The organism is Hartmannibacter diazotrophicus (genome assembly GCF_900231165.1).
GTDB classification, from domain to species: Bacteria; Pseudomonadota; Alphaproteobacteria; order Rhizobiales; family Pleomorphomonadaceae; genus Hartmannibacter; species Hartmannibacter diazotrophicus.
This window is the reverse complement of sequence record NZ_LT960614.1, coordinates 3,712,588-3,730,367: the sequence shown is the minus strand read 5'-3', so window position 1 is coordinate 3,730,367 and position 17,780 is coordinate 3,712,588. Positions and strand designations below refer to the sequence as shown.

Annotated in this window: 17 protein-coding genes; 15 read left to right on the top strand and 2 right to left on the bottom strand. The window is 63.0% G+C overall.

All coding sequences use genetic code 11. The features are described from left to right. Positions 1-48: 48 nt before the first annotated feature. From fcl to HDIA_RS17355, 8 genes are all read left to right on the top strand, one after another. Entirely contained in the window at positions 49-999 is a 951-nt protein-coding gene (fcl, locus tag HDIA_RS17390) for a GDP-L-fucose synthase (RefSeq protein ID WP_099557316.1), read from the top strand. 51 nt (positions 1,000-1,050) lie between these two features. Beyond that, positions 1,051-2,097 carry a CgeB family protein gene (locus tag HDIA_RS17385; RefSeq protein ID WP_099557315.1) on the top strand — a complete coding sequence of 349 codons (1,047 nt, stop codon included), beginning with the start codon at positions 1,051-1,053 and terminating at the stop codon, positions 2,095-2,097. Positions 2,098-2,111: 14 nt separating this feature from the next. Continuing rightward, positions 2,112-3,218, top strand: a complete 1,107-nt coding sequence (locus HDIA_RS17380) for a glycosyltransferase family 4 protein (protein WP_162292663.1) — start codon at positions 2,112-2,114, stop codon at positions 3,216-3,218. Positions 3,219-3,377: 159 nt separating this feature from the next. Beyond that, positions 3,378-4,031, top strand: a complete 654-nt coding sequence (locus HDIA_RS17375; protein WP_173796255.1) for a lysophospholipid acyltransferase family protein — start codon at positions 3,378-3,380, stop codon at positions 4,029-4,031. Continuing rightward, positions 4,031-4,981 (top strand): phosphatidate cytidylyltransferase, encoded by a 951-nt coding sequence (locus HDIA_RS17370; RefSeq protein WP_099557313.1) that lies wholly within the window; start codon positions 4,031-4,033, stop codon positions 4,979-4,981. The genes HDIA_RS17375 and HDIA_RS17370 overlap by 1 nt, the downstream gene beginning before the upstream one ends. Before the next feature lie 26 nt (positions 4,982-5,007). Then, on the top strand, positions 5,008-5,352 hold the full coding sequence (locus HDIA_RS17365) for a hypothetical protein (protein WP_245883933.1): 345 nt from the start codon (positions 5,008-5,010) through the stop codon (positions 5,350-5,352). After that, on the top strand, positions 5,345-5,977 hold the full coding sequence (locus tag HDIA_RS17360) for a CDP-alcohol phosphatidyltransferase family protein (protein ID WP_099557311.1): 633 nt from the start codon (positions 5,345-5,347) through the stop codon (positions 5,975-5,977). Before HDIA_RS17365 ends, HDIA_RS17360 begins: the two co-directional genes overlap by 8 nt. A gap of 522 nt (positions 5,978-6,499) precedes the next feature. Beyond that, complete coding sequence (locus tag HDIA_RS17355) at positions 6,500-7,594, top strand: pentapeptide repeat-containing protein (protein WP_099557310.1); 1,095 nt, start codon at positions 6,500-6,502, stop codon at positions 7,592-7,594. A gap of 208 nt (positions 7,595-7,802) precedes the next feature. Here HDIA_RS17355 and HDIA_RS17350 read toward each other — a convergent pair whose 3' ends face one another. Then, positions 7,803-8,534, bottom strand: coding sequence for a hypothetical protein (locus tag HDIA_RS17350; RefSeq protein WP_245883932.1), 732 nt, complete (start codon positions 8,532-8,534; stop codon positions 7,803-7,805). A gap of 208 nt (positions 8,535-8,742) precedes the next feature. On the opposite strand from HDIA_RS17350, the gene HDIA_RS17345 reads away from it, so the two are divergent. From HDIA_RS17345 to HDIA_RS17320, 6 genes are all read left to right on the top strand, one after another. Further along, positions 8,743-9,822: a glycosyltransferase gene (locus HDIA_RS17345; RefSeq protein WP_099557308.1), complete on the top strand. Its 1,080-nt coding sequence runs from the start codon at positions 8,743-8,745 to the stop codon at positions 9,820-9,822. Beyond that, positions 9,815-10,984 (top strand): glycosyltransferase family 4 protein, encoded by a 1,170-nt coding sequence (locus HDIA_RS17340; RefSeq protein WP_162292662.1) that lies wholly within the window; start codon positions 9,815-9,817, stop codon positions 10,982-10,984. The genes HDIA_RS17345 and HDIA_RS17340 overlap by 8 nt, the downstream gene beginning before the upstream one ends. Then, positions 10,977-11,990, top strand: coding sequence for a mitochondrial fission ELM1 family protein (locus HDIA_RS17335; protein WP_157775709.1), 1,014 nt, complete (start codon positions 10,977-10,979; stop codon positions 11,988-11,990). Before HDIA_RS17340 ends, HDIA_RS17335 begins: the two co-directional genes overlap by 8 nt. A gap of 74 nt (positions 11,991-12,064) precedes the next feature. Further along, a complete protein-coding gene (trxB, locus tag HDIA_RS17330) occupies positions 12,065-13,027 on the top strand; it encodes a thioredoxin-disulfide reductase (RefSeq protein WP_099557305.1) in 963 nt (320 codons plus the stop codon). 445 nt (positions 13,028-13,472) lie between these two features. Beyond that, positions 13,473-14,363 carry a LysR family transcriptional regulator gene (locus HDIA_RS17325; RefSeq protein ID WP_099557304.1) on the top strand — a complete coding sequence of 297 codons (891 nt, stop codon included), beginning with the start codon at positions 13,473-13,475 and terminating at the stop codon, positions 14,361-14,363. A 193-nt stretch (positions 14,364-14,556) separates the two neighbouring features. Beyond that, positions 14,557-15,591, top strand: coding sequence for an LLM class flavin-dependent oxidoreductase (locus HDIA_RS17320; RefSeq protein ID WP_099557303.1), 1,035 nt, complete (start codon positions 14,557-14,559; stop codon positions 15,589-15,591). A 128-nt stretch (positions 15,592-15,719) separates the two neighbouring features. On the opposite strand, the gene carA is transcribed toward HDIA_RS17320, so the two are convergent. Then, a complete protein-coding gene (carA, locus tag HDIA_RS17315) occupies positions 15,720-16,928 on the bottom strand; it encodes a glutamine-hydrolyzing carbamoyl-phosphate synthase small subunit (RefSeq protein ID WP_099557302.1) in 1,209 nt (402 codons plus the stop codon). A 388-nt stretch (positions 16,929-17,316) separates the two neighbouring features. Between carA and HDIA_RS17310 the strand changes: the two genes are divergently transcribed. Further along, positions 17,317-17,772 (top strand): GatB/YqeY domain-containing protein, encoded by a 456-nt coding sequence (locus tag HDIA_RS17310; protein WP_099557301.1) that lies wholly within the window; start codon positions 17,317-17,319, stop codon positions 17,770-17,772. Positions 17,773-17,780 lie beyond the last annotated feature (8 nt).

Here is a 17,780-nt window from a genome sequence, read left to right as displayed (position 1 = left end):
TGCGGCTCAAGAGCCTTGCGATGCAAAAGACAAACGGGAAATCCGGGTATGTATTCTCTTGAAGGAAAGAAGGTTTGGGTGGCGGGGCACCGCGGTCTGGTCGGGTCGGCCGTTTCACGCCGGCTTGCATCGGAAAACTGCGAGATGGTGGCCGTCGACCGCCAGGCCGTCGATCTCACGCGGCAGGTGGAAGTCGAAGACTTTCTGGCCGAAAGCCGCCCCGATGCCATCGTCATTGCTGCCGCCCGCGTTGGCGGCATTCTGGCGAACGACACATATCCGGTCGATTTTCTTTATGAAAATCTGATGATCGAGACCAACATCATGAAGTCCGCCCACGAAACGGGCGTTGAAAAGATTCTCTTTCTCGGTTCGTCCTGCATCTACCCGAAGATGGCGGCCCAGCCCATGCGCGAGGACAGCCTGCTGACGGGACCGCTGGAGCCGACGAACGAGGCCTATGCGATCGCCAAGATCGCCGGTATCCGGCTCGCGCAGGCCTACCGCAAGCAGTATGGCCACGACTATATCTCCGCCATGCCCACCAACCTCTATGGGCCGGGCGACAATTTCGATCTCAATTCCAGTCACGTTCTGCCCGCGCTCATCCGCAAGACGCACGAGGCGAAGCGGCGCGGCGACGAGGAACTGGTCATGTGGGGGACCGGAACCCCGCGCCGGGAGTTCCTGCACTGCGATGACTGCGCCGACGCCCTTGTCTTTCTGCTGAAGAGCTATTCCGGGCATGACCACGTCAATGTCGGGTCCGGAAAGGACATCAGCATCCTGGAACTCACGGAACTTGTCTGCAAGATCGTCGGCTTCGAAGGCCGCATCCGGCACGATCTGACCAAGCCGGACGGCATGCCGCGCAAGCTGATGGACAGCACCCGGCTGCTGGACATGGGCTGGAAGCCGACCACCGCACTGGAGGATGGCATTCGTTCAACATACGAATGGTTCAAGGCGCGCGAAGCCGAAGGCCTCTATCAGAGCTGATTCTCGCCAGGGGCAGGAATCGAGCGGAACAAGACACCAGCGAATGTGCACATGACCAGCTACCGGATTGTCATCTGCGCCGACTTCGGCCGCAAGACGCTGCTGCGACCCTATTATTCGACCGAACAGCGCCTCCGGGCCGGCTTCATCCGCCTCGGCCACAATGTGGTGGCCTTTTCGGACCGCGATGTCGCGCGGGAATCGAACATCTTCCGGCGCAGCAAGCTCGGCGCGCCGGCGATGAATGCCAAGCTTCTGGAACTCGTCGGTCACTACAAGCCGCATGTGCTGCTCTTCGGTCATTCCGATCTTGTGACCAACCGGACCATCGAGCGGATCGCGGAACAGTATCCGGGCGTCATGCTGGCGCAATATAACGTCGATCCGACCGAGCGGGCGGAAACAATGGCGGACTTCCGCCGCCGCGCCGAACGGGTGAAGCTCTCTTTCATCACCACGGCCGAGCCGGAGGTTCTTACGGCGATCGCGCCACGGCTGGGGTCCATCGTCTTCTTCCCGAACCCGGTCGAGCCGTCCTACGAGACCGCGCGGGTGTTCGAGATGCCGCGCGAGGCGCTCGACTATGACGCCATGTTCCTTGGGACCGGCATCGTGCGGCGGACCGAGCAGGTGGAGGAGATCGACCGCCTGCTGCCGCCGGATATCCGTCGCTTCTTCGGCGGCGGCGTGCGCGGAACGCCGCGCGTGCGCAGCACGGCCTTCCTGGAGACGATCGCCCGCTCGGCGCAGAACATCAACCTGCCGCTCGACGACAAGGTGGACGTGCCTTTCCTCTATTCGTCCGACCGGATCGCACTGCTGTTCGGGCAGGGCACGCTGGTTCACACCGTCGCCTCGGCCCGGCTTGAAGCGCTCTACGAGGATGGCGTCGTGCCCTTCGCAAACCGGCAGCAGGTCGTCGACCATGTGGTTGAACTGGCGGTGGACGATGCCCGGCGGCGCAAGATCGCAGAGACCGGCTGGCGGATCGCGCATGAGCGCACCCGCTCCGACATCGTCGCGCAATACATGCTGGAAAGCCTGTTCGAGCAGCCGTTCAGCCGCGACTACGGCTGGCCGACCGGGCCGGGGAGATGACTGGGGCTGCGGGCATGAGGTCTGGCCCGAGAATTCACTGCCTGCTGCATCCGAAGGAACGGTTCAGTGCTTCGGGCGCGGGGGCCTTCGCGCTGAATATCGTGCAGACGGTTCGCGTCAGCCGGTATCGCGAGGCGATCACCGTCTTCGGCATTCCGACCGACAAACCCTTCGAGGGCGTGGCCTTCCAGCCCGTCAGGATGAACCGCTGGCACCGGCTGTTCGGGCGCAACATGGGTTTCGCGCGCGCCTATCTCGACGCCGTGCGCAAGGCGCCGCCGGATATGATCGAGGTTTTCAATCGGCCTCTGATCGCGCTCTGGCTTGCAAGGAAGCTGCGCCAAGTGCCGGTGACGGTCTATATCGGCAACGACCCCTTCACGGTGAAGGGCGCGCGGGAAGCGGGTGAACGCCGGCGGCTGATGGCGAGCCTCAACCGGGTCTACTGCGTCAGCGAATTCGTGCGCGGCCGTTTTATCGAGGGCCTTGATGCAGCGGATGCGGCGCGGGTCTTCGTCATCCACAGCGGCATGCCGCATGAGGGCGATTTTCCGGCGAAGAAGGCGAAGGAGGTCGTTTTCGTCGGCCGTGTCGTGCCGGAAAAGGGCGTCCTGGAATTCACCGAGGCGCTGGCCGAGGTCCTGCCGCGTCATCCGGACTGGAGCGCGACATTGATTGGCGCGTCATGGTTCGAGGGGACGAGCGAGCTTTCCGACTTCGAGAAGGCAGTGGCGAAGGCCGCGTCCTCCTGCGACCGCATCCACGCCATCGGCTTTCGGCCGAACGAGGAGGTGATGCAGCATCTTGCCCGCGCCGCGATCTCGGCCGTGCCGTCGAACTGCGAGGATGCCTTTCCGCGCACGGCCGTCGAGGCGCTCAGCGCCGGATGCGCGCTGATTGCCAGCCGGCGCGGCGGGCTTGCCGAAATCGGCGAGCACCGGGCCCGCTTCGTCGATGCGGTGACGAAAGACGATCTTGCCGCCGCGTTGGAAGACCTCATCGGCGATGACGAGAAGCGCGAGGCGCTGCGCCGGCGCGCGTGGAACGATTTTCCCTTCACGCTGGAAGCGGTGACCAAGACTTGGGACGACCTTCGCGCGGATATCCTGCGGGCGCGATAGGCTCAATGCGCGAGAGCGCGCCGAGGTGCGGCGACCACTTCGAGCCCGTTTGACACCCTCGCCAAGCTGCCGCGTTGTGCGCATTCTTGCGGCGGTTTATCGTCCATCCGCTAGTCGGGGATCGCAGGCGGGGACGGGGACGTGCCGGGGTCATTTTCCGTGGACAATTGTGCAGTTCGGTTCGCCGCGCGCTTCGCGGCCTGGGGGATCACGTCCTTCGCCCGGCTGTTGACCGCAGTCCAGCCGGACTGGCGCGGCGTGGACCCGATCTCGACCGGGCAACGCATCTATTTCGCCAACCACGTCAGCCACGGTGATTTCGTTCTCATCTGGTCGGTGCTGCCGCCGAGGCTGAGGACAGCGACCCGGCCCGTGGCGGGGGCTGACTACTGGAATGGCGACGCCCTGCGCCGCTTCATCGGCACGAGCGTCTTCAACAGCGTCCTGATCGACCGTACCCCGCTTGCCCATCGCGGCGATCCGATCGCGCAGATGGCCACGGCACTTGATGAGGGCGCCTCCCTCATTCTCTTTCCCGAGGGCACGCGCAATCTCGGGGACGAAGCGCTGATGCCCTTCAAGACCGGCCTTGCCCGCCTTGCCGCCGTTCGGCCCGATGTCGACGTCGTGCCGGTCTGGATCGACAATCTCAACCGCGTCCTCCCGAAAGGTGCCCTGATTCCGGTTCCGCTGATGTGCCGCGTGACCTTCGGCGCGCCGATCCGGGTGAGCGAAGGCGAAGCAATACCGCAATTCCTCGAGCGCGCCCGCGAGGCGCTACTGGCGCTGCGTCCGCGGACGGAGACCGCATGATGTGGGATGTACCTGACGATCTCCTGCGGGTCATCGGCGGGATCGTCGGCGTCCTCGTCTTCGCTTCGCTGGTCGGGTTCGTGCTGCAGCGCCGGATGTCGCCGGACAGGCAGAACACGACCATCGAGAACCTCAACGACCGGATCCGTGCGTGGTGGGTGATGGCGATCGTGATCTCGATCGCTCTTGTCGGCGGACGCTTCGGGGTGATCCTGCTTTTTGCGCTGAGTTCCTTCGCGGCCCTGCGCGAATTCATGACGCTGACCAATGCCTCGCGCGCCGATCACGCGACTCTGGTGGCGGCCTTCTTCGTGGTGCTGCCGCTGCAGTTCTGGCTGATCTGGATCGATTGGTACGGCTTCTACTCGATCTTCATTCCGGTCTACGTCTTCCTGTTCCTGCCCATCGTCTCGGCCTTGTCGGGAATGACCCGTAATTTCCTGATCCGGATCGCCGAGATGCAATGGGCGCTGATGATCTGCGTCTTCTGCATGTCGCATGTGCCCGCGCTGATGGATTTGAAGATTCCCGGATACGAGGGGCGAGGCGTCCTGCTGATCGCCTTCCTCGTGATCGTCGTGCAATTGAGCGATGTGCTGCAATACGTCTGGGGCAAGCTGATCGGGCGCCGCAAGATCGCGCCGCACCTGTCGCCCTCGAAGACGATCGAGGGCTTTCTGGGAGGATGTCTCTCGGCCACGCTGATCGGCGCGGGGCTGTGGTGGATGACACCGTTCACGCCGCTTCAAGCCGGGGCGATGAGCCTCCTGATCACGCTGATGGGCTTTTTCGGCGGGCTGGTGATGTCGGCGATCAAGCGCGATCGCGGCGTCAAGGACTGGGGCCACCTGATCGCCGGCCACGGCGGTTTCATCGACCGGCTCGATTCGGTGATCTTCGCGGCGCCGCTGTTCTTTCATGTGACCCGCTATTTCTGGGCACTGGCATGAAGGCGGCGCAAAGCAGCCCGGTCCACATGGCCGTTGCGTTCGCCGCGATGGGTGGATGGGCGATCTGGGTCAACAGCGCGCATCCGATGCCGCGCCCGATCATCGTGGGCCTCGTGCAGGGCTGCCTCTCGGCGCTCATCACCCTGTTCCTGAAACGGATGATCGAGGCCATGGCTCGGCAGCTTTCCGGCAGCGCGGCGCTGCTCCTGCCGCCGCTCGCGGCAATGCTCTGCTCGCTCGTGCTGCTCGTCACGATCCACCGCCTTGCCGGAACCCCCGAAATCGCGCTGACGATCGCCCTGCCGCTCTCGGTCACGACGGTCTATGCGGCGCTCTACAATTTCGCCCTCTGGAGGCACGGACATGGCTGACACCGCAAACCGCAGACCGCTTGCCAGCCGGCAAAGCGCATGGGCGGCGCGGGCCGTGCGCTGGCTGATCTCGACCAGGATCACGCCGAACCAGATCTCGATCATGGGAATGGTCGCTGCGCTGGCGGCGGGCCTGAGCTTCTGGGCTGCCGGCATCCTGCCGTGGCGCTGGATATTCCTGCTTCTGGGCGCGCTCGGCTGTCAGGTACGGCTTTTGTGCAATCTGTTCGATGGTATGGTCGCGATCGAGGCGGGGCGCGCCGCACCCGACGGCGGCTTCTGGAACGAGTTCCCGGACAGGGTCTCCGATCTCTTCATCCTCATGGGTGTTGCGCTCGGCCTCGGGGAGGCGGGTCTCGGCTGGGCGGCCGTCAGCTTCGCCTTCCTGACGGCCTATGTCCGCGAGCTTGGCGTCAATTGCGGCGCCGGAGCGGACTTCGCCGGCCCGATGGCCAAGCAGCACCGGATGGCGCTCATCACGGGTGCCGCGCTGCTGTCGATTGCCGAGCCGCTGTGGCGCGGGCAGGGGGAGATCCTGCGGTTCGCTCTCTGGCTGGTGGCCGTCGGTGCCGCCGTGACTGCGCTGCGCCGGGCCTACCGGCTGGTGGCGAAGCTGCGGCGCTGATCGGGGCACTTGACGCTACGTCCGGGAGTTTGGTCGATACAGCTAGGCATGTCCCTAATGAGTGCCAGACTAAGCCAGATGCTCGCTGATTGCCAGCCGGCGCGGTGGGCTTGCCGAGGTCGGCGAGCACTGGGCCCGCTTCGTCGATGCGGTGACGAAGGACGATCTTGCTGCCGCGTAGGAAGACCTCATCGGCAAAGATGAGGAGCGGGACGCCCTGTTTAGGCGCGCTTGGGACGATTTTCTCTTCACGCTGGAAGCGGAGATCAAGACCTGGGGCGATCTTCTCGCGAATTTCCTGTCGAGGCGATAGGCTCAGCGTGCTGATTTGAAAACCCGCAATGACCACTTCCAGCCTAATGGGGCATTCATCCAATGCGTCCTGGCTTGATCATCGCTGAGTGGAGTCTGTGTACAGCATCTTGCTACCAAAAGTTTCCAAACAACGATCATCGGACCTTCTCTGAAGCGCACATGCGGAGTAGATTCGAAACTACTTCAATAATGACGAGTATTTGAAAAATGGCGGACTCTGAAGATTTGAAGCTTCTTGCGTCTGGCGAACTCGATCTAAGTCGATGTGATTTCCGCGAAGCGCAACTTAGCGGATTGGACCTCAAAGGCCGAAATTTTTCTCATTGCCTTTTTGAAAGAGCCCAATGCGATGGCACGCAATTTGACGGGTCCGATTTTCGAGCTGCTAAGGTGAGCTTCATGAAAGCGCCCAACGCCGTTTTTGATGGCTGCAGGCTTGAGAAAATTCATTTCGGATATACAGACCTTTCCGGGGCTTCCCTGAAAAAGGCGGTAGCAAATGGAGCAAGATTCCAGCACGCAAAACTCAATGGGGCCAATTTGCAGGGCGCTTTAGTAATAGGCGGAGCAATTGACGCTGATACTATTTTGGATGGCGTTCTATCAGATGAAAGTACAAATTTCGAAGGTTTGCAAGTAATTAGGTCGACATCGCGAGATCCATTGTTTAAGGATTATGTATTCAAAAATGGAACCTTGCATCGACGATCTGACTTCGGAAGTTCAGTAATTTCCGATTCTTCGAATAATGAGCGGTTACCTGTAGATGTGCACTCTCCAGAACGCCAGGAGATCAAGACTGCAAAAATACAAATTCAAAATTTGTTACATAATGCAGTCGTGACTCGGCTTACCGCGCAGCAATTCGCTAGTCAAATCGAAAATGCCCTGCGCGGAGTGCCTGCTGCGCAGGGCAACAAAGTCGCCGAGCCATTGCAAACATTGCTCGAATTCGCCGAGGTATTGCGTCATCTCGCACCTGATACCCAGTCGCCAATTGATCCGTTGGACCGCACGCAACTCGAACTGCGTATTGCCCAGTTGGAAACGCTGGTCGACCGTCTGACTCGACAGCTTGACGACGAAACCAGAGCGCGCGAGGCGGCCGAAGCGCTGGCGGCGAGTGGAGGCTTTGTGAAAAATTTCGGCAAGTCCGCAGGAAAAGCATCAGGCACTGCGGCAGTTGCTGTCGTTACATCACTTGTGACAATTGGCGTCCCTGCAGCAACTGTGTTTCTACTTGGTCGTGAGCATCCCCTTGTGGTCGCATTTCTGACTGTATTGGGGCGCCTGCCGAAATAACAAGACAACGATCTGAGCCCTTCACTGCTGTGGCGAGCCAGCATAGAGCGCTATCAACATATGAATATTCCGCCCCGCAATTCGATATTCAATGTTGAGGACTTACTTCGCATAGCCATACGCTGCAACCACTCAGATGGCGCGCTCTTGCTGGAGATTGTCGCATATTATCTCTTTGACCAATAAGTCTTGCGCGTCGCTCTAACTTTCAGCGCCAGTTCTCAGTGATCCAGGGCGTCGGGCGGACGTGCTTGTAGAGCTTCTTCCACGGCGAATTGACGGGCCAGCGGCCGATTTCGGCCTCGTCCGGGTCGGGCTTGCCGGTGAAGGCGATGATCCGCGCGTTCTCGGGCAGGCGCGGCGTCAGGATGAAATTCAGCGGCCAGCGCGGAATGAGGCTGTGCTTGAACGAGTAGCACCAGTCGGACGGCCAGAAGACCATCTTGTCGACGACCGCCGAGATATACTGCTGCTCGATGCGGAAGGCAGTGACGATCTTCTCCGGATCGGCGTTGAGATCGTCGAAGATCTGGTGGTACTGGCCGATTGTCCACTTGTAGATCGAGGTGTTGCCGATCTTCTGGCCGGGCTGGGTCCAGTTCTCGGCAACGCAGAAGGAGCCGGGCGAGAAATCGAAGAAGTCGTCGATGTTGCCGGTGATGACGACATCGAGATCGACGTAGAGGACTTCGCCCTCAAGGTCCGCGAGCGGCGCCTGCCAGAGCGAGATCTTGCGCCACGGGTACCAGAGGAAGCGCTCGGGCAGGTTGATCGCGGGGAGGGGATGGGTCATCACCTCCGGGTCGATGCCGTCCGTGTTCTCGGTGAAGCAGACGAGCCGCGTCGGGCGCCTGGTGTTGCGCCGGATCATCGACCAGAGCCGGTTGACATAGTCTGCGGGGTAGCGGGTTCCCCATTTCATGCAGACGACTGTTTGCACCTTTCCCTCCGGTCAGCTCGGTTTCGGCATCCTTCCTAGAGCCGGCGCTTGCCGGCGTCAAAGGGTATTGACGCCGCTTTGCCGGACTGCTTTGTGCAACGAACGAACTTCGAATGCCGCATGAGACTGGCCGCCAGCGCCGGACCACGCGGCGGGGCGGCGGCCCTTCCGCCCGGCGCAGCCAGCAAAGAGCACGGCCTTCACCGACATGACCGAGCGCACCGGATCTCTCCTGCATGTCATGCTCGGAAAAGGCCTCGGCGGGCTCGAACAGGTCTTTCTCGACTATCAGCCGATCCTCGACGACTTCGCGCAGGGGCGCGGAGGGCGCTGCCATGCCGTGGTGCGCAAGGGATCGAAGGCGGACGTGGAGGCCGACAAGCTCTGGCCGTCGCATCTTGCGATCCCCGCCTATAGCGGCTGGGACCCGCTGACGCTCGGGGCCGCGAAGGCGATTGTCAGGAAGCACGCCCCGGCCATGGTGATCTGCCACGGCAACCGGGCCTATCGCATCTTCCGCAAGGTCACGGCGAAGACCATGACGCTGGTCGCCTACCTGCACAAGCCGTCCTTCGACGTGGAGTTGACGCGAACGCATTACATCTGCGTTGCCGATCATCTCGGGCAGCTGGCGCTGGAACGCGGCATTCCCGCGAGCCGTGTCCATGTGGTCCCGAATGCCGTGCCGGCGCCGACGCTGTCGGCCAAACCTTTCTCGCGTTCCGGCGAGCCCTTGCGGCTCGTCGCGGCCGGCCGACTGCATCCGAAGAAGGGTTTCGACACGCTGCTGAGGGCGCTCGCCATCGTGCGGCAGCAGGCCGGCAGCGGTGCGCTCGTCTGCGAGATCGCGGGCGAGGGCGACGAGCGGGCCAGGCTCGAGGTGCTGATCGCCGACCTGAAGCTTCAGGACATGGCGCGGCTTGTCGGCTGGAAGAGCGATCTTGCGCCTTTCTTCGCCGGTGCCGATCTCTTCGCCTTTCCCTCATTGCAGGAAGGTTTTCCGCTGGTGCTGCTGGAAGCGCTCGGGGCGGGGCTGCCGGTGGTCGCCAGCGCCATTGCCGGGACGGACGAGATCATCCGCGACGGCGAGACGGGCCGGCTCGTGCCGCCGTCCGATCCGCAGGCGCTCGCCGGTGCGATCCTGGAGCTGATCGGCGATCCGGAACGGGCCAAGGCAATGGGCGCGGCGGGACGGCAATCCGCGCTCGACGAGTTCGGCGTCGAACGGCATCGCGTGCGGCTGCTGAATGCGCTTGCGGCAGCCATGGATGAGCGCCGGGATGGCTGAGGATACCGGTGCATCCGGGCGGCGGGAAACGACCCGCACCGTCCTGCAACTCCTGCCCGCGCTCGGGGATGGCGGCGTGGAAAAGAGCGCCGTCGAGATGGCGCGGTTCACGACCGGGAAGGGCTGGAAGAGCCTCGTCGTCTCCAGGGGCGGGGATCTGGTGGGCGCGGTCGAGGCTGGCGGCGCACGGCATTTGACAATGCCGGTTGGCGCCAAGATGCCCTGGGCGATCCTGACGAATGCCCGGCGGCTCGGCGCTCTCATCGACCGGGAAGACGTCGATCTCGTTCATGCCCGCTCGCGCGCGCCGGCCTGGGCGGGATGGCTGGCGGTCCAGTATTTTTCCAGACGCAAGCCAGCCTTTCTGACGACCTTTCACGGCACCTACGGCCACAAGGGCGCGCTGAAGCGGGCCTACAACGCGGTGATGCTGAAGGGGCCCTGGGTCATCGCCAATTCCGGCTTCATCCGGGACCATATCGTCGAGGTCTACGGCTATCCGCGTGATCGGATCGTGGTCGCCGAGCGCGGCGTCGACGAGACGACGTTCGATCCTGGCCGGATCGGGGCCGAGGAGTGTGCGGCGATCCGTGCGGAGCTGGCCGTTCCCGAGGGCGTGCCGCTGCTGCTGATGGTGGGGCGGCTGACGCGTTGGAAGGGGCATCACGTCCTGATCGAGGCGCTTGCCGGCATTCAGACGCCCTTCGTCTGCGCCTTTGCCGGCGACGGCGGCAAGGACGGCTATCGGGCCGAACTGGAGAGGACGGTTGCGGAGAAAAGCCTTGGCGAGCGTATCCGCTTTCTCGGCAGCCGGCGCGATATCCCGAACCTCAATGCGGCGGCGGACATCGCGTTTTCCTGTTCGACCGATCCGGAAGCCTTCGGACGGGTGGCGATCGAGGCGATGGCGATGGCAACGCCGATCATCGCCTCGGCCCATGGCGGCAGCCTTGAGACCGTCGTTGACGGCGAGACCGGGCTGCTCGTGCCGCCCGGCGACGCGGACGCCTTGAGAGAGGCCATCCGAAGCCTGATCGATGATCCGCAGCGGCGGCAGCGGATCGGCGAGGCGGGACGACGGCGGGTGCTGGCCGAGTTCACGACGCGGGCCACCTGCGAGAAAGAATTTTCCGCCTACGAGGCCGTGCTGCGCGATGGCTGAAACCCGATCATCGGCGCGTCCGGTCGCCTGGGTGCTGTCTTCCGGCAAGCGCGGCCACGACATCAAGGGGCTGGGCGTTGCCCGGCGGCTTGGCCTGGAACCAGACCTTAAGCAGGTGACGCTCGGCTGGCTCGGCCGGCTGATCGCGCCGCGTGGGCTGGCCCGGCTTGACGGCGATCTCAAGGGACCGCCCTGGCCGGACCTCGTCTTCGCCTCCGGCCGCCGCACCATTCCCGGCGCGATGGCCCTGAAGCGCAGGCTCGGGAACGCCGTCTTCGTCATGGCGCTTGACGATCCCGGTTTACCGCCGGAGCGCTTCGATCTTGTCTGGGCGAGCGCCCATGACGGCCTTTCGGGGCCGAATGTCATCACCACGCTGACCGCGCCGCATCTGCTGACGGCGGAGGGGCTTGAGCGGGAAGGGCATGCGCTGGCCGAAACGGTCGGACCCGCCAGGCTGGAGAGGCGGCCGGTCGTCGGTGTCCTCGTCGGCGGCCCGTCGGGGGCCTACCGGTTCGCGGCGGAGGAGGCGGCCGATCTCGGAGCACGCCTTGCCGCCATGCAGGCGGAGAGCAACGCCTTTGTCATCGTCTGCGGCTCGCGGCGAACGCCGCCGGAAGCCCTTGCCGCGATTGCCGGAGGCCTCGATGAGGGCAATGCATCCGTCTTCGATGCCCATGCCGGTTTTTCGCCTTATCAGGGCGTCCTCGGTCTTTCCTCGCACCTCATCGTGACGCCGGATAGCGCGAACATGATCGGCGAGGCCGCCTTTACCGGAAAGCCGGTGATGGTGGCACGTTTCGCTGGTGGCTCGGCCAAATTCGACCGCTTCCACGAGGGCATGCTGGCGGCCGGAGCCATGCGCTGGTTCGACGGAAAGCTTGAAACCTGGGACTATGTGCCTTTGGATGCGACAGGCGTCGTTGCATCCGCCGTCCTTGAGCGCTTGCCTGCCGGGATTGCCGCGCGAATGCCACACCGCCCAGATTTGTCCACAAGTGGGTGAAGTGCGGACTTTCAAAATCGGCTGTCTGCGACCATATGTGTCGGCCAGATAGCTATCATCGCAAGGATATCGTCATGGCACATCATCACTCCAAGCTCCTGATCCTCGGATCGGGACCGGCGGGCTATACCGCGGCCATCTATGGGGCACGGGCGATGATGGAGCCGATGCTGGTGGCGGGCCTGCAGCCCGGCGGCCAGCTGACGATCACCACGGACGTGGAAAACTATCCGGGCTTTGCCGATGTCATCCAGGGCCCCTGGCTGATGGACCAGATGCGGGCGCAGGCCGAGCATGTCGGCACCAAGATGGTCTCCGACACGATCGTCGAGGCCGATCTTTCGCGCCGGCCGTTCCAGCTCAAGGGCGACAGCGGTGATACCTATTCCTGCGACGCGCTGGTGATCGCGACGGGTGCGCAGGCCCGCTGGCTCGGCATTCCCTCCGAACAGAAGTTCCAAGGCTTCGGCGTTTCGGCGTGTGCGACCTGCGACGGCTTCTTCTACAAGAACAAGCACGTCATTGTCGTCGGCGGCGGCAACACCGCGGTGGAGGAGGCGCTCTACCTCACCCACCATGCCGACAAGGTGACCGTCGTCCACCGTCGCGACGAGTTCCGGGCCGAGCGCATCCTGCAGGAGCGGCTGTTCAAGCATCCGAAGATCGAGGTGCTGTGGAACAGCGTCATCGACGAGGTGACCGGAACGGAAGGGTTCCCGCCGTCGGTCACCGGGGCGAGGATCAAGAATCTGCAGACCGGCGAGATCACCGCGATGCCGATCGACGGTATCTTCGTGGCCATCGGCCATGCCCCGGCTAGCGGCCTCTTCAAGGACCAGCTGAAGCTGAAGGCCGGCGGTTACATCTGGACGGCGCCCGATTCCACGGCGACCAGCGTCGAAGGCGTCTTCGCGGCCGGAGACGTGACGGACGATGTTTTCCGCCAGGCGGTCACGGCGGCGGGCATGGGCTGCATGTCGGCGCTGGAGGCCGAGCGTTATCTGTCGACGGTAGGGCTTGAGGTTGCCGCCGAATAATTTTGCGATCCCGTCTCCAGTTTGGAAAAAGGACAGTCAAGGCAATCGGACGGTCATTTGTGCTCTTTTGTCGGGCACGGATTGAAAAAATGAACCCGACATTTGCCTTGGCTTTCGATTTATGTGGGAATCCTTGTCGGACGAGCTATGTCGTCTGTCGATGGTTTGCCATGATGAGGTCCACATCGGCTGATTGATTGCGTTCGCTCGATCATTCATGCCGATTGATCGCGCAGCCTGCGGGCTGCGATCTTTTCAAGGCGTTCGATCGCGTTATCTTCTTGCTGAAGAGGTCGGCGCGTCAGTCAAGTCGGCCGAATCTCCTTGCTTCACGACACCGACCCGAATGGCTCCGCAAGAGCGGAGCGACGAGGACGGACCGGAAGCTGGACATTCGGAACAGACAGGGGAACAGACGGCGCGCGGGCTGGGGAGGCTTTCGGTGATGGACTGGGACAAGCTGCGCATCTTTCATGCGGCCGCGCGCGCCGGCAGCTTCACGCATGCGGGCGACGTACTCAACATGAGCCAGTCGGCGGTGAGCCGGCAGGTGAGCGCACTTGAAACCGACCTTGGCGTGCCGCTCTTTCACCGCCATGCCCGCGGCCTGATCCTGACGGAACAGGGCGAACTGCTCTATCGCACCTCGCATGAGGTGATGATGAAGCTCGACGAGGTGCAGAGCCGCCTGACCGATTCACGCGAGCGCCCCTCGGGTAGCCTGCGCGTGACGACGACCGTCGGTCTCGGGTCGAGCTGGCTGACGGCGCGCATCCATGAATTCATCGATCTTTTCCCGGAAGTGCAGCTTCAGCTCATCCTCGATGACGATGAACTGGACCTTTCCATGCGCCAGGCCGACGTGGCGATCCGCCTGCGCCAACCCGTGCAGCCGGATCTTGTCCAGCGCAAGCTCTTCACGGTGCATTTCCACCTTTTCGCCTCGCAGGCCTATATCAAGCGCTTCGGCTCGCCGCACACGATCGAGGAACTCGACGGCCATCGCATCGTGACCTTCGGTGTCGCGGCGCCGGCCTACCTGCGCGACATGAACTGGCTGGAGGGCGTCGGGCGTCCTTACGAAAATCCGCGCGTTCCGGTGCTTCGGGTCAACAATCTGGTCGCGATCAAGCATGCGGTGCAGCGGGGCATCGGCATCGCGCTGCTGCCGGACTACCTGATCGAGACGGATTCCGGGCTGGTACAGCTCATTCCGGAAGTCGATCTTCCTTCCTACGATACTTATTTCGTCTACCCGGACGAACTCCGGAATTCGGCCCGCGTCCACGTCTTCCGGGATTTCCTCGTCAACAAGGCGCAGCGCTGGTCCTACTGAGGACCGAATAGGCGACGCAGGGATGAGGGCGGCTCCCCGAGAGGGTGTGGCGATCGTTCGACGAAGGTGGCTTTGTCCAGGAAGCTCCGCGCCTTAATGTCCTGAATATTGAACACTGCGTTTCCAGGCCATGCCTTGGCGTGTCTGGCAGATTGGCCTATGTCCTGACCCCACCTTCAAAAAGGGATGCGTCATGGAACTGGGCCTCTACACCTTCGCCGACGTCGATCCGAATGCGCCAGACAAGGGCGAAGCCGCCGCGCGGCGCGCCGAGGAACTGATCAAGGAAATCGAGCTTGCCGATCAGGTCGGCCTCGATGTCTTCGGTCTCGGCGAGCACCACCGGCCCGATTACATGGCGTCCAGCCCCGCGATCCTGCTGGCGGCCGCGGCCGTGAAAACGCAAAAGATCCGACTGACGAGCGCCGTCTCGATCCTGAGTTCGGACGATCCGGTGCGGGTGTTCCAGCAGTTCGCGACCGTCGATCTTCTTTCCAAGGGACGCGCGGAGATCATGGCCGGGCGAGGCTCCTTCATCGAGTCCTTCCCGCTCTTCGGCTACGACCTCAACGACTACGACAAGCTGTTCGACGAGAAGCTCGAACTGCTGATGAAGATCCGCGACAGCGAGGTGGTGACCTGGTCGGGCGAGACGCGGCCGCCGATTGCCGGGCTGCCGGTCTATCCGCGTCCGCTGCAGGATCCGCTCCCGCTCTGGGTGGCGGTCGGCGGCACGCCGAATTCGGTGGCGCGGGCTGCGTTCCATGGCCTGCCGCTGGCGCTCGCGATCATTGGCGGCGAACCGCGCCGCTTTGCGCCGCTGTTCGAGCTTTATCGCGAGACGGCGAAGCGTGTCGGGCGTGATCCGGGCGGGCTCAAGACGTCGATCAACGTCCACGGCTATGTCGGCCGGACAAGCGAGGAGGCGGCGGACCTCTACTATGAACCGCAGGCCGAGGTGATGAACCGGATCGGCAGGGAGCGCGGCTTCTCGCCGATGACGCGGGCGTCCTACAATCAGTCGATCGGACCGAACGGGGCGATCTTCGTCGGTAGCCCGGAGGCGCTGGCGGACAAAATCGTCGCCCATCAGCGCATCTTCCGCAACGACCGCTTTCTGCTGCAAATGGCCATCGGCCTTCAGCCGCATGAGCAGTTGATGAACGCGATCGAGCTCTATGGGACGAAGGTCGCGCCGCTGGTCAGGGAAAAGCTGGCGGAAGGCTGAGGGCGCTTCGCAGCGCAGTAGTCATCCTCCGCGGAGGCGGAGGATCCACGAAGAATTCTTGCAAGATGTGTCGTGGATGGTCCGCCTTCGTGGACCATGACGTCAAAAATTCGGCGGATCAAAAAACCTTACCGCTCGGCGACGGTCGCCTCGCCCTTGCGCTCGCGGATCAGATTCACAAACCGCGTGAAGAGATAATGGCTGTCGCGCGGACCGGGCGAGGCCTCCGGGTGATACTGCACCGAGAAGACCGGCTTGTCTTTCAGCCGCAGGCCGCAGTTGGAGCCGTCGAAGAGCGAGACGTGGGTCTGCTCGACGTTGTCCGGCAGGCTGTTGGCATCCACGGCGAAGCCATGGTTCATGGAGGTGATCTCGACCTTGCCGGTGGTGTGGTCCATCACCGGGTGGTTGGCGCCATGATGACCCTGGTGCATCTTCACGGTCTTGCCGCCAAGGGCGATACCCATCATCTGATGGCCAAGGCAGATGCCGAAGGTCGGGATGCCGCTGTCGACGATCTGCCTGATCATCGGAACCGCGTATTCACCCGTCGCCGCCGGGTCGCCGGGGCCATTCGACAGGAAAACGCCGTCCGGGTTGTGGGCCATGACATCGTCGGCTGTTGCCGTCGCCGGCAAGACCGTCACCTTGCAATGCTGGTCTGCAAGAAGGCGCAGGATATTGCGCTTGGTTCCGTAGTCGACCGCCACCACATGATAGCGTGGATCGCTCATGGTGCCGTAGCCGTGCTCATGGGTCCAGGTCGTCTCGTCCCAGGTGTAGGTCTGCGACCCGGTGACGTCCTTGGCGAGATCGAGGCCGACGAGCCCGCCCCAGGCGGCCGCCTCGGCCTTCAGCGCCGGGATGTCGAAGTTGCCGTCCGGATCGTGGGCGATCACCGCGTTGGGCATGCCCTTCTCGCGGACGAGAGCGGTCAGCGCACGCGTATCGACGCCGGAAATGCCGATGATGCCGCGTGCCGAGAGCCAGGCATCGAAGCGCCGGGTGGAGCGATAGTTGGACGGATCGGTGACGTCCGCCTTGACCACGCAGCCGCGAATGCCGGACGAGGCCGCCATGTTGACGGTCTCGATATCCTCGTCGTTAACGCCCACGTTACCAATGTGCGGAAAGGTGAAGGTGACGATCTGTCCGGAATAGGAAGGGTCCGTGAGGATTTCCTCGTAACCCGTCATGGCGGTGTTGAAGCAGACCTCGCCCACCGCGCTGCCTTGGGCTCCGAATCCGAAGCCTTCGATCACTGTGCCGTCGGCGAGCACGAGAAGGGCGGTCGGGGTCGGTTCGGCCCAGGGAGAAGTGGCTGTGGAAGAAGTCATGGAACGTCCTGCGCGGTCGCGGTTCAGGTGGACCGGATGGTCGCTGGTGGCGCGGACGAGAACGGAACCGTCTTTGCAGCAATGCCGGGCCCAAGCCTTTGGCTGACCACAACCATTCACACCCCTCGTAATTGGGGAGTATGATGAGGCTGCCGAAAATTCAGGGCTCACCGGCGGGAAAAACTCAGGTAGAGTTCTCGCCGCTCTCATCCGGGCGCCAGCGATCCGGCCCCTTCGGTGGCGGGACATTATGCGAAAGACGAAGCACAGTCAATGATCGGTCGCCGATGAAATTCTTTTTGAAATCAGAGGTTTGTTCGTCTATCCACCATTGCTGATCAATGGGCGGCGCACAGGTTTGCCTTGCCGCCAGGATATGGAGTCATTGATGCGTCAAAAGATCGACGAGGCGCTGAAGGTCGCGTTGAAGGCCCAGGACAAGCGCCGCGTGTCGACATTGCGGCTGATCAGTGCCGCAATCAAGGACCGCGACATCGCGGTCCGGGGATCGGGCAAGGACCGTGTCACCGACGACGAGGTGCTGCAGATTCTCGCCAAGATGATCAAGCAGCGCGACGAGTCGGCCCGCCTCTATGAAGAGGGTGGACGGCTCGATCTTGCCGAGCAGGAGCGCGAGGAAGCGGAGATCATCCGCGAGTTCCTGCCCAAGCAGCTGTCCGAGGACGAGGTGAAGTCCGCCTGCCGCGAAGTCGTGTCCGAGACGGGCGCGCAGGGCCTGCGCGATGTCGGCCGCTGCATGAACGCGCTCAAGGAGCGCTATCCGGGGCAGATGGACTTTTCCAAGGCCAGCGGCATGGTGAAAGGGATCCTGACCGAGGGGTGAGGTGGGCC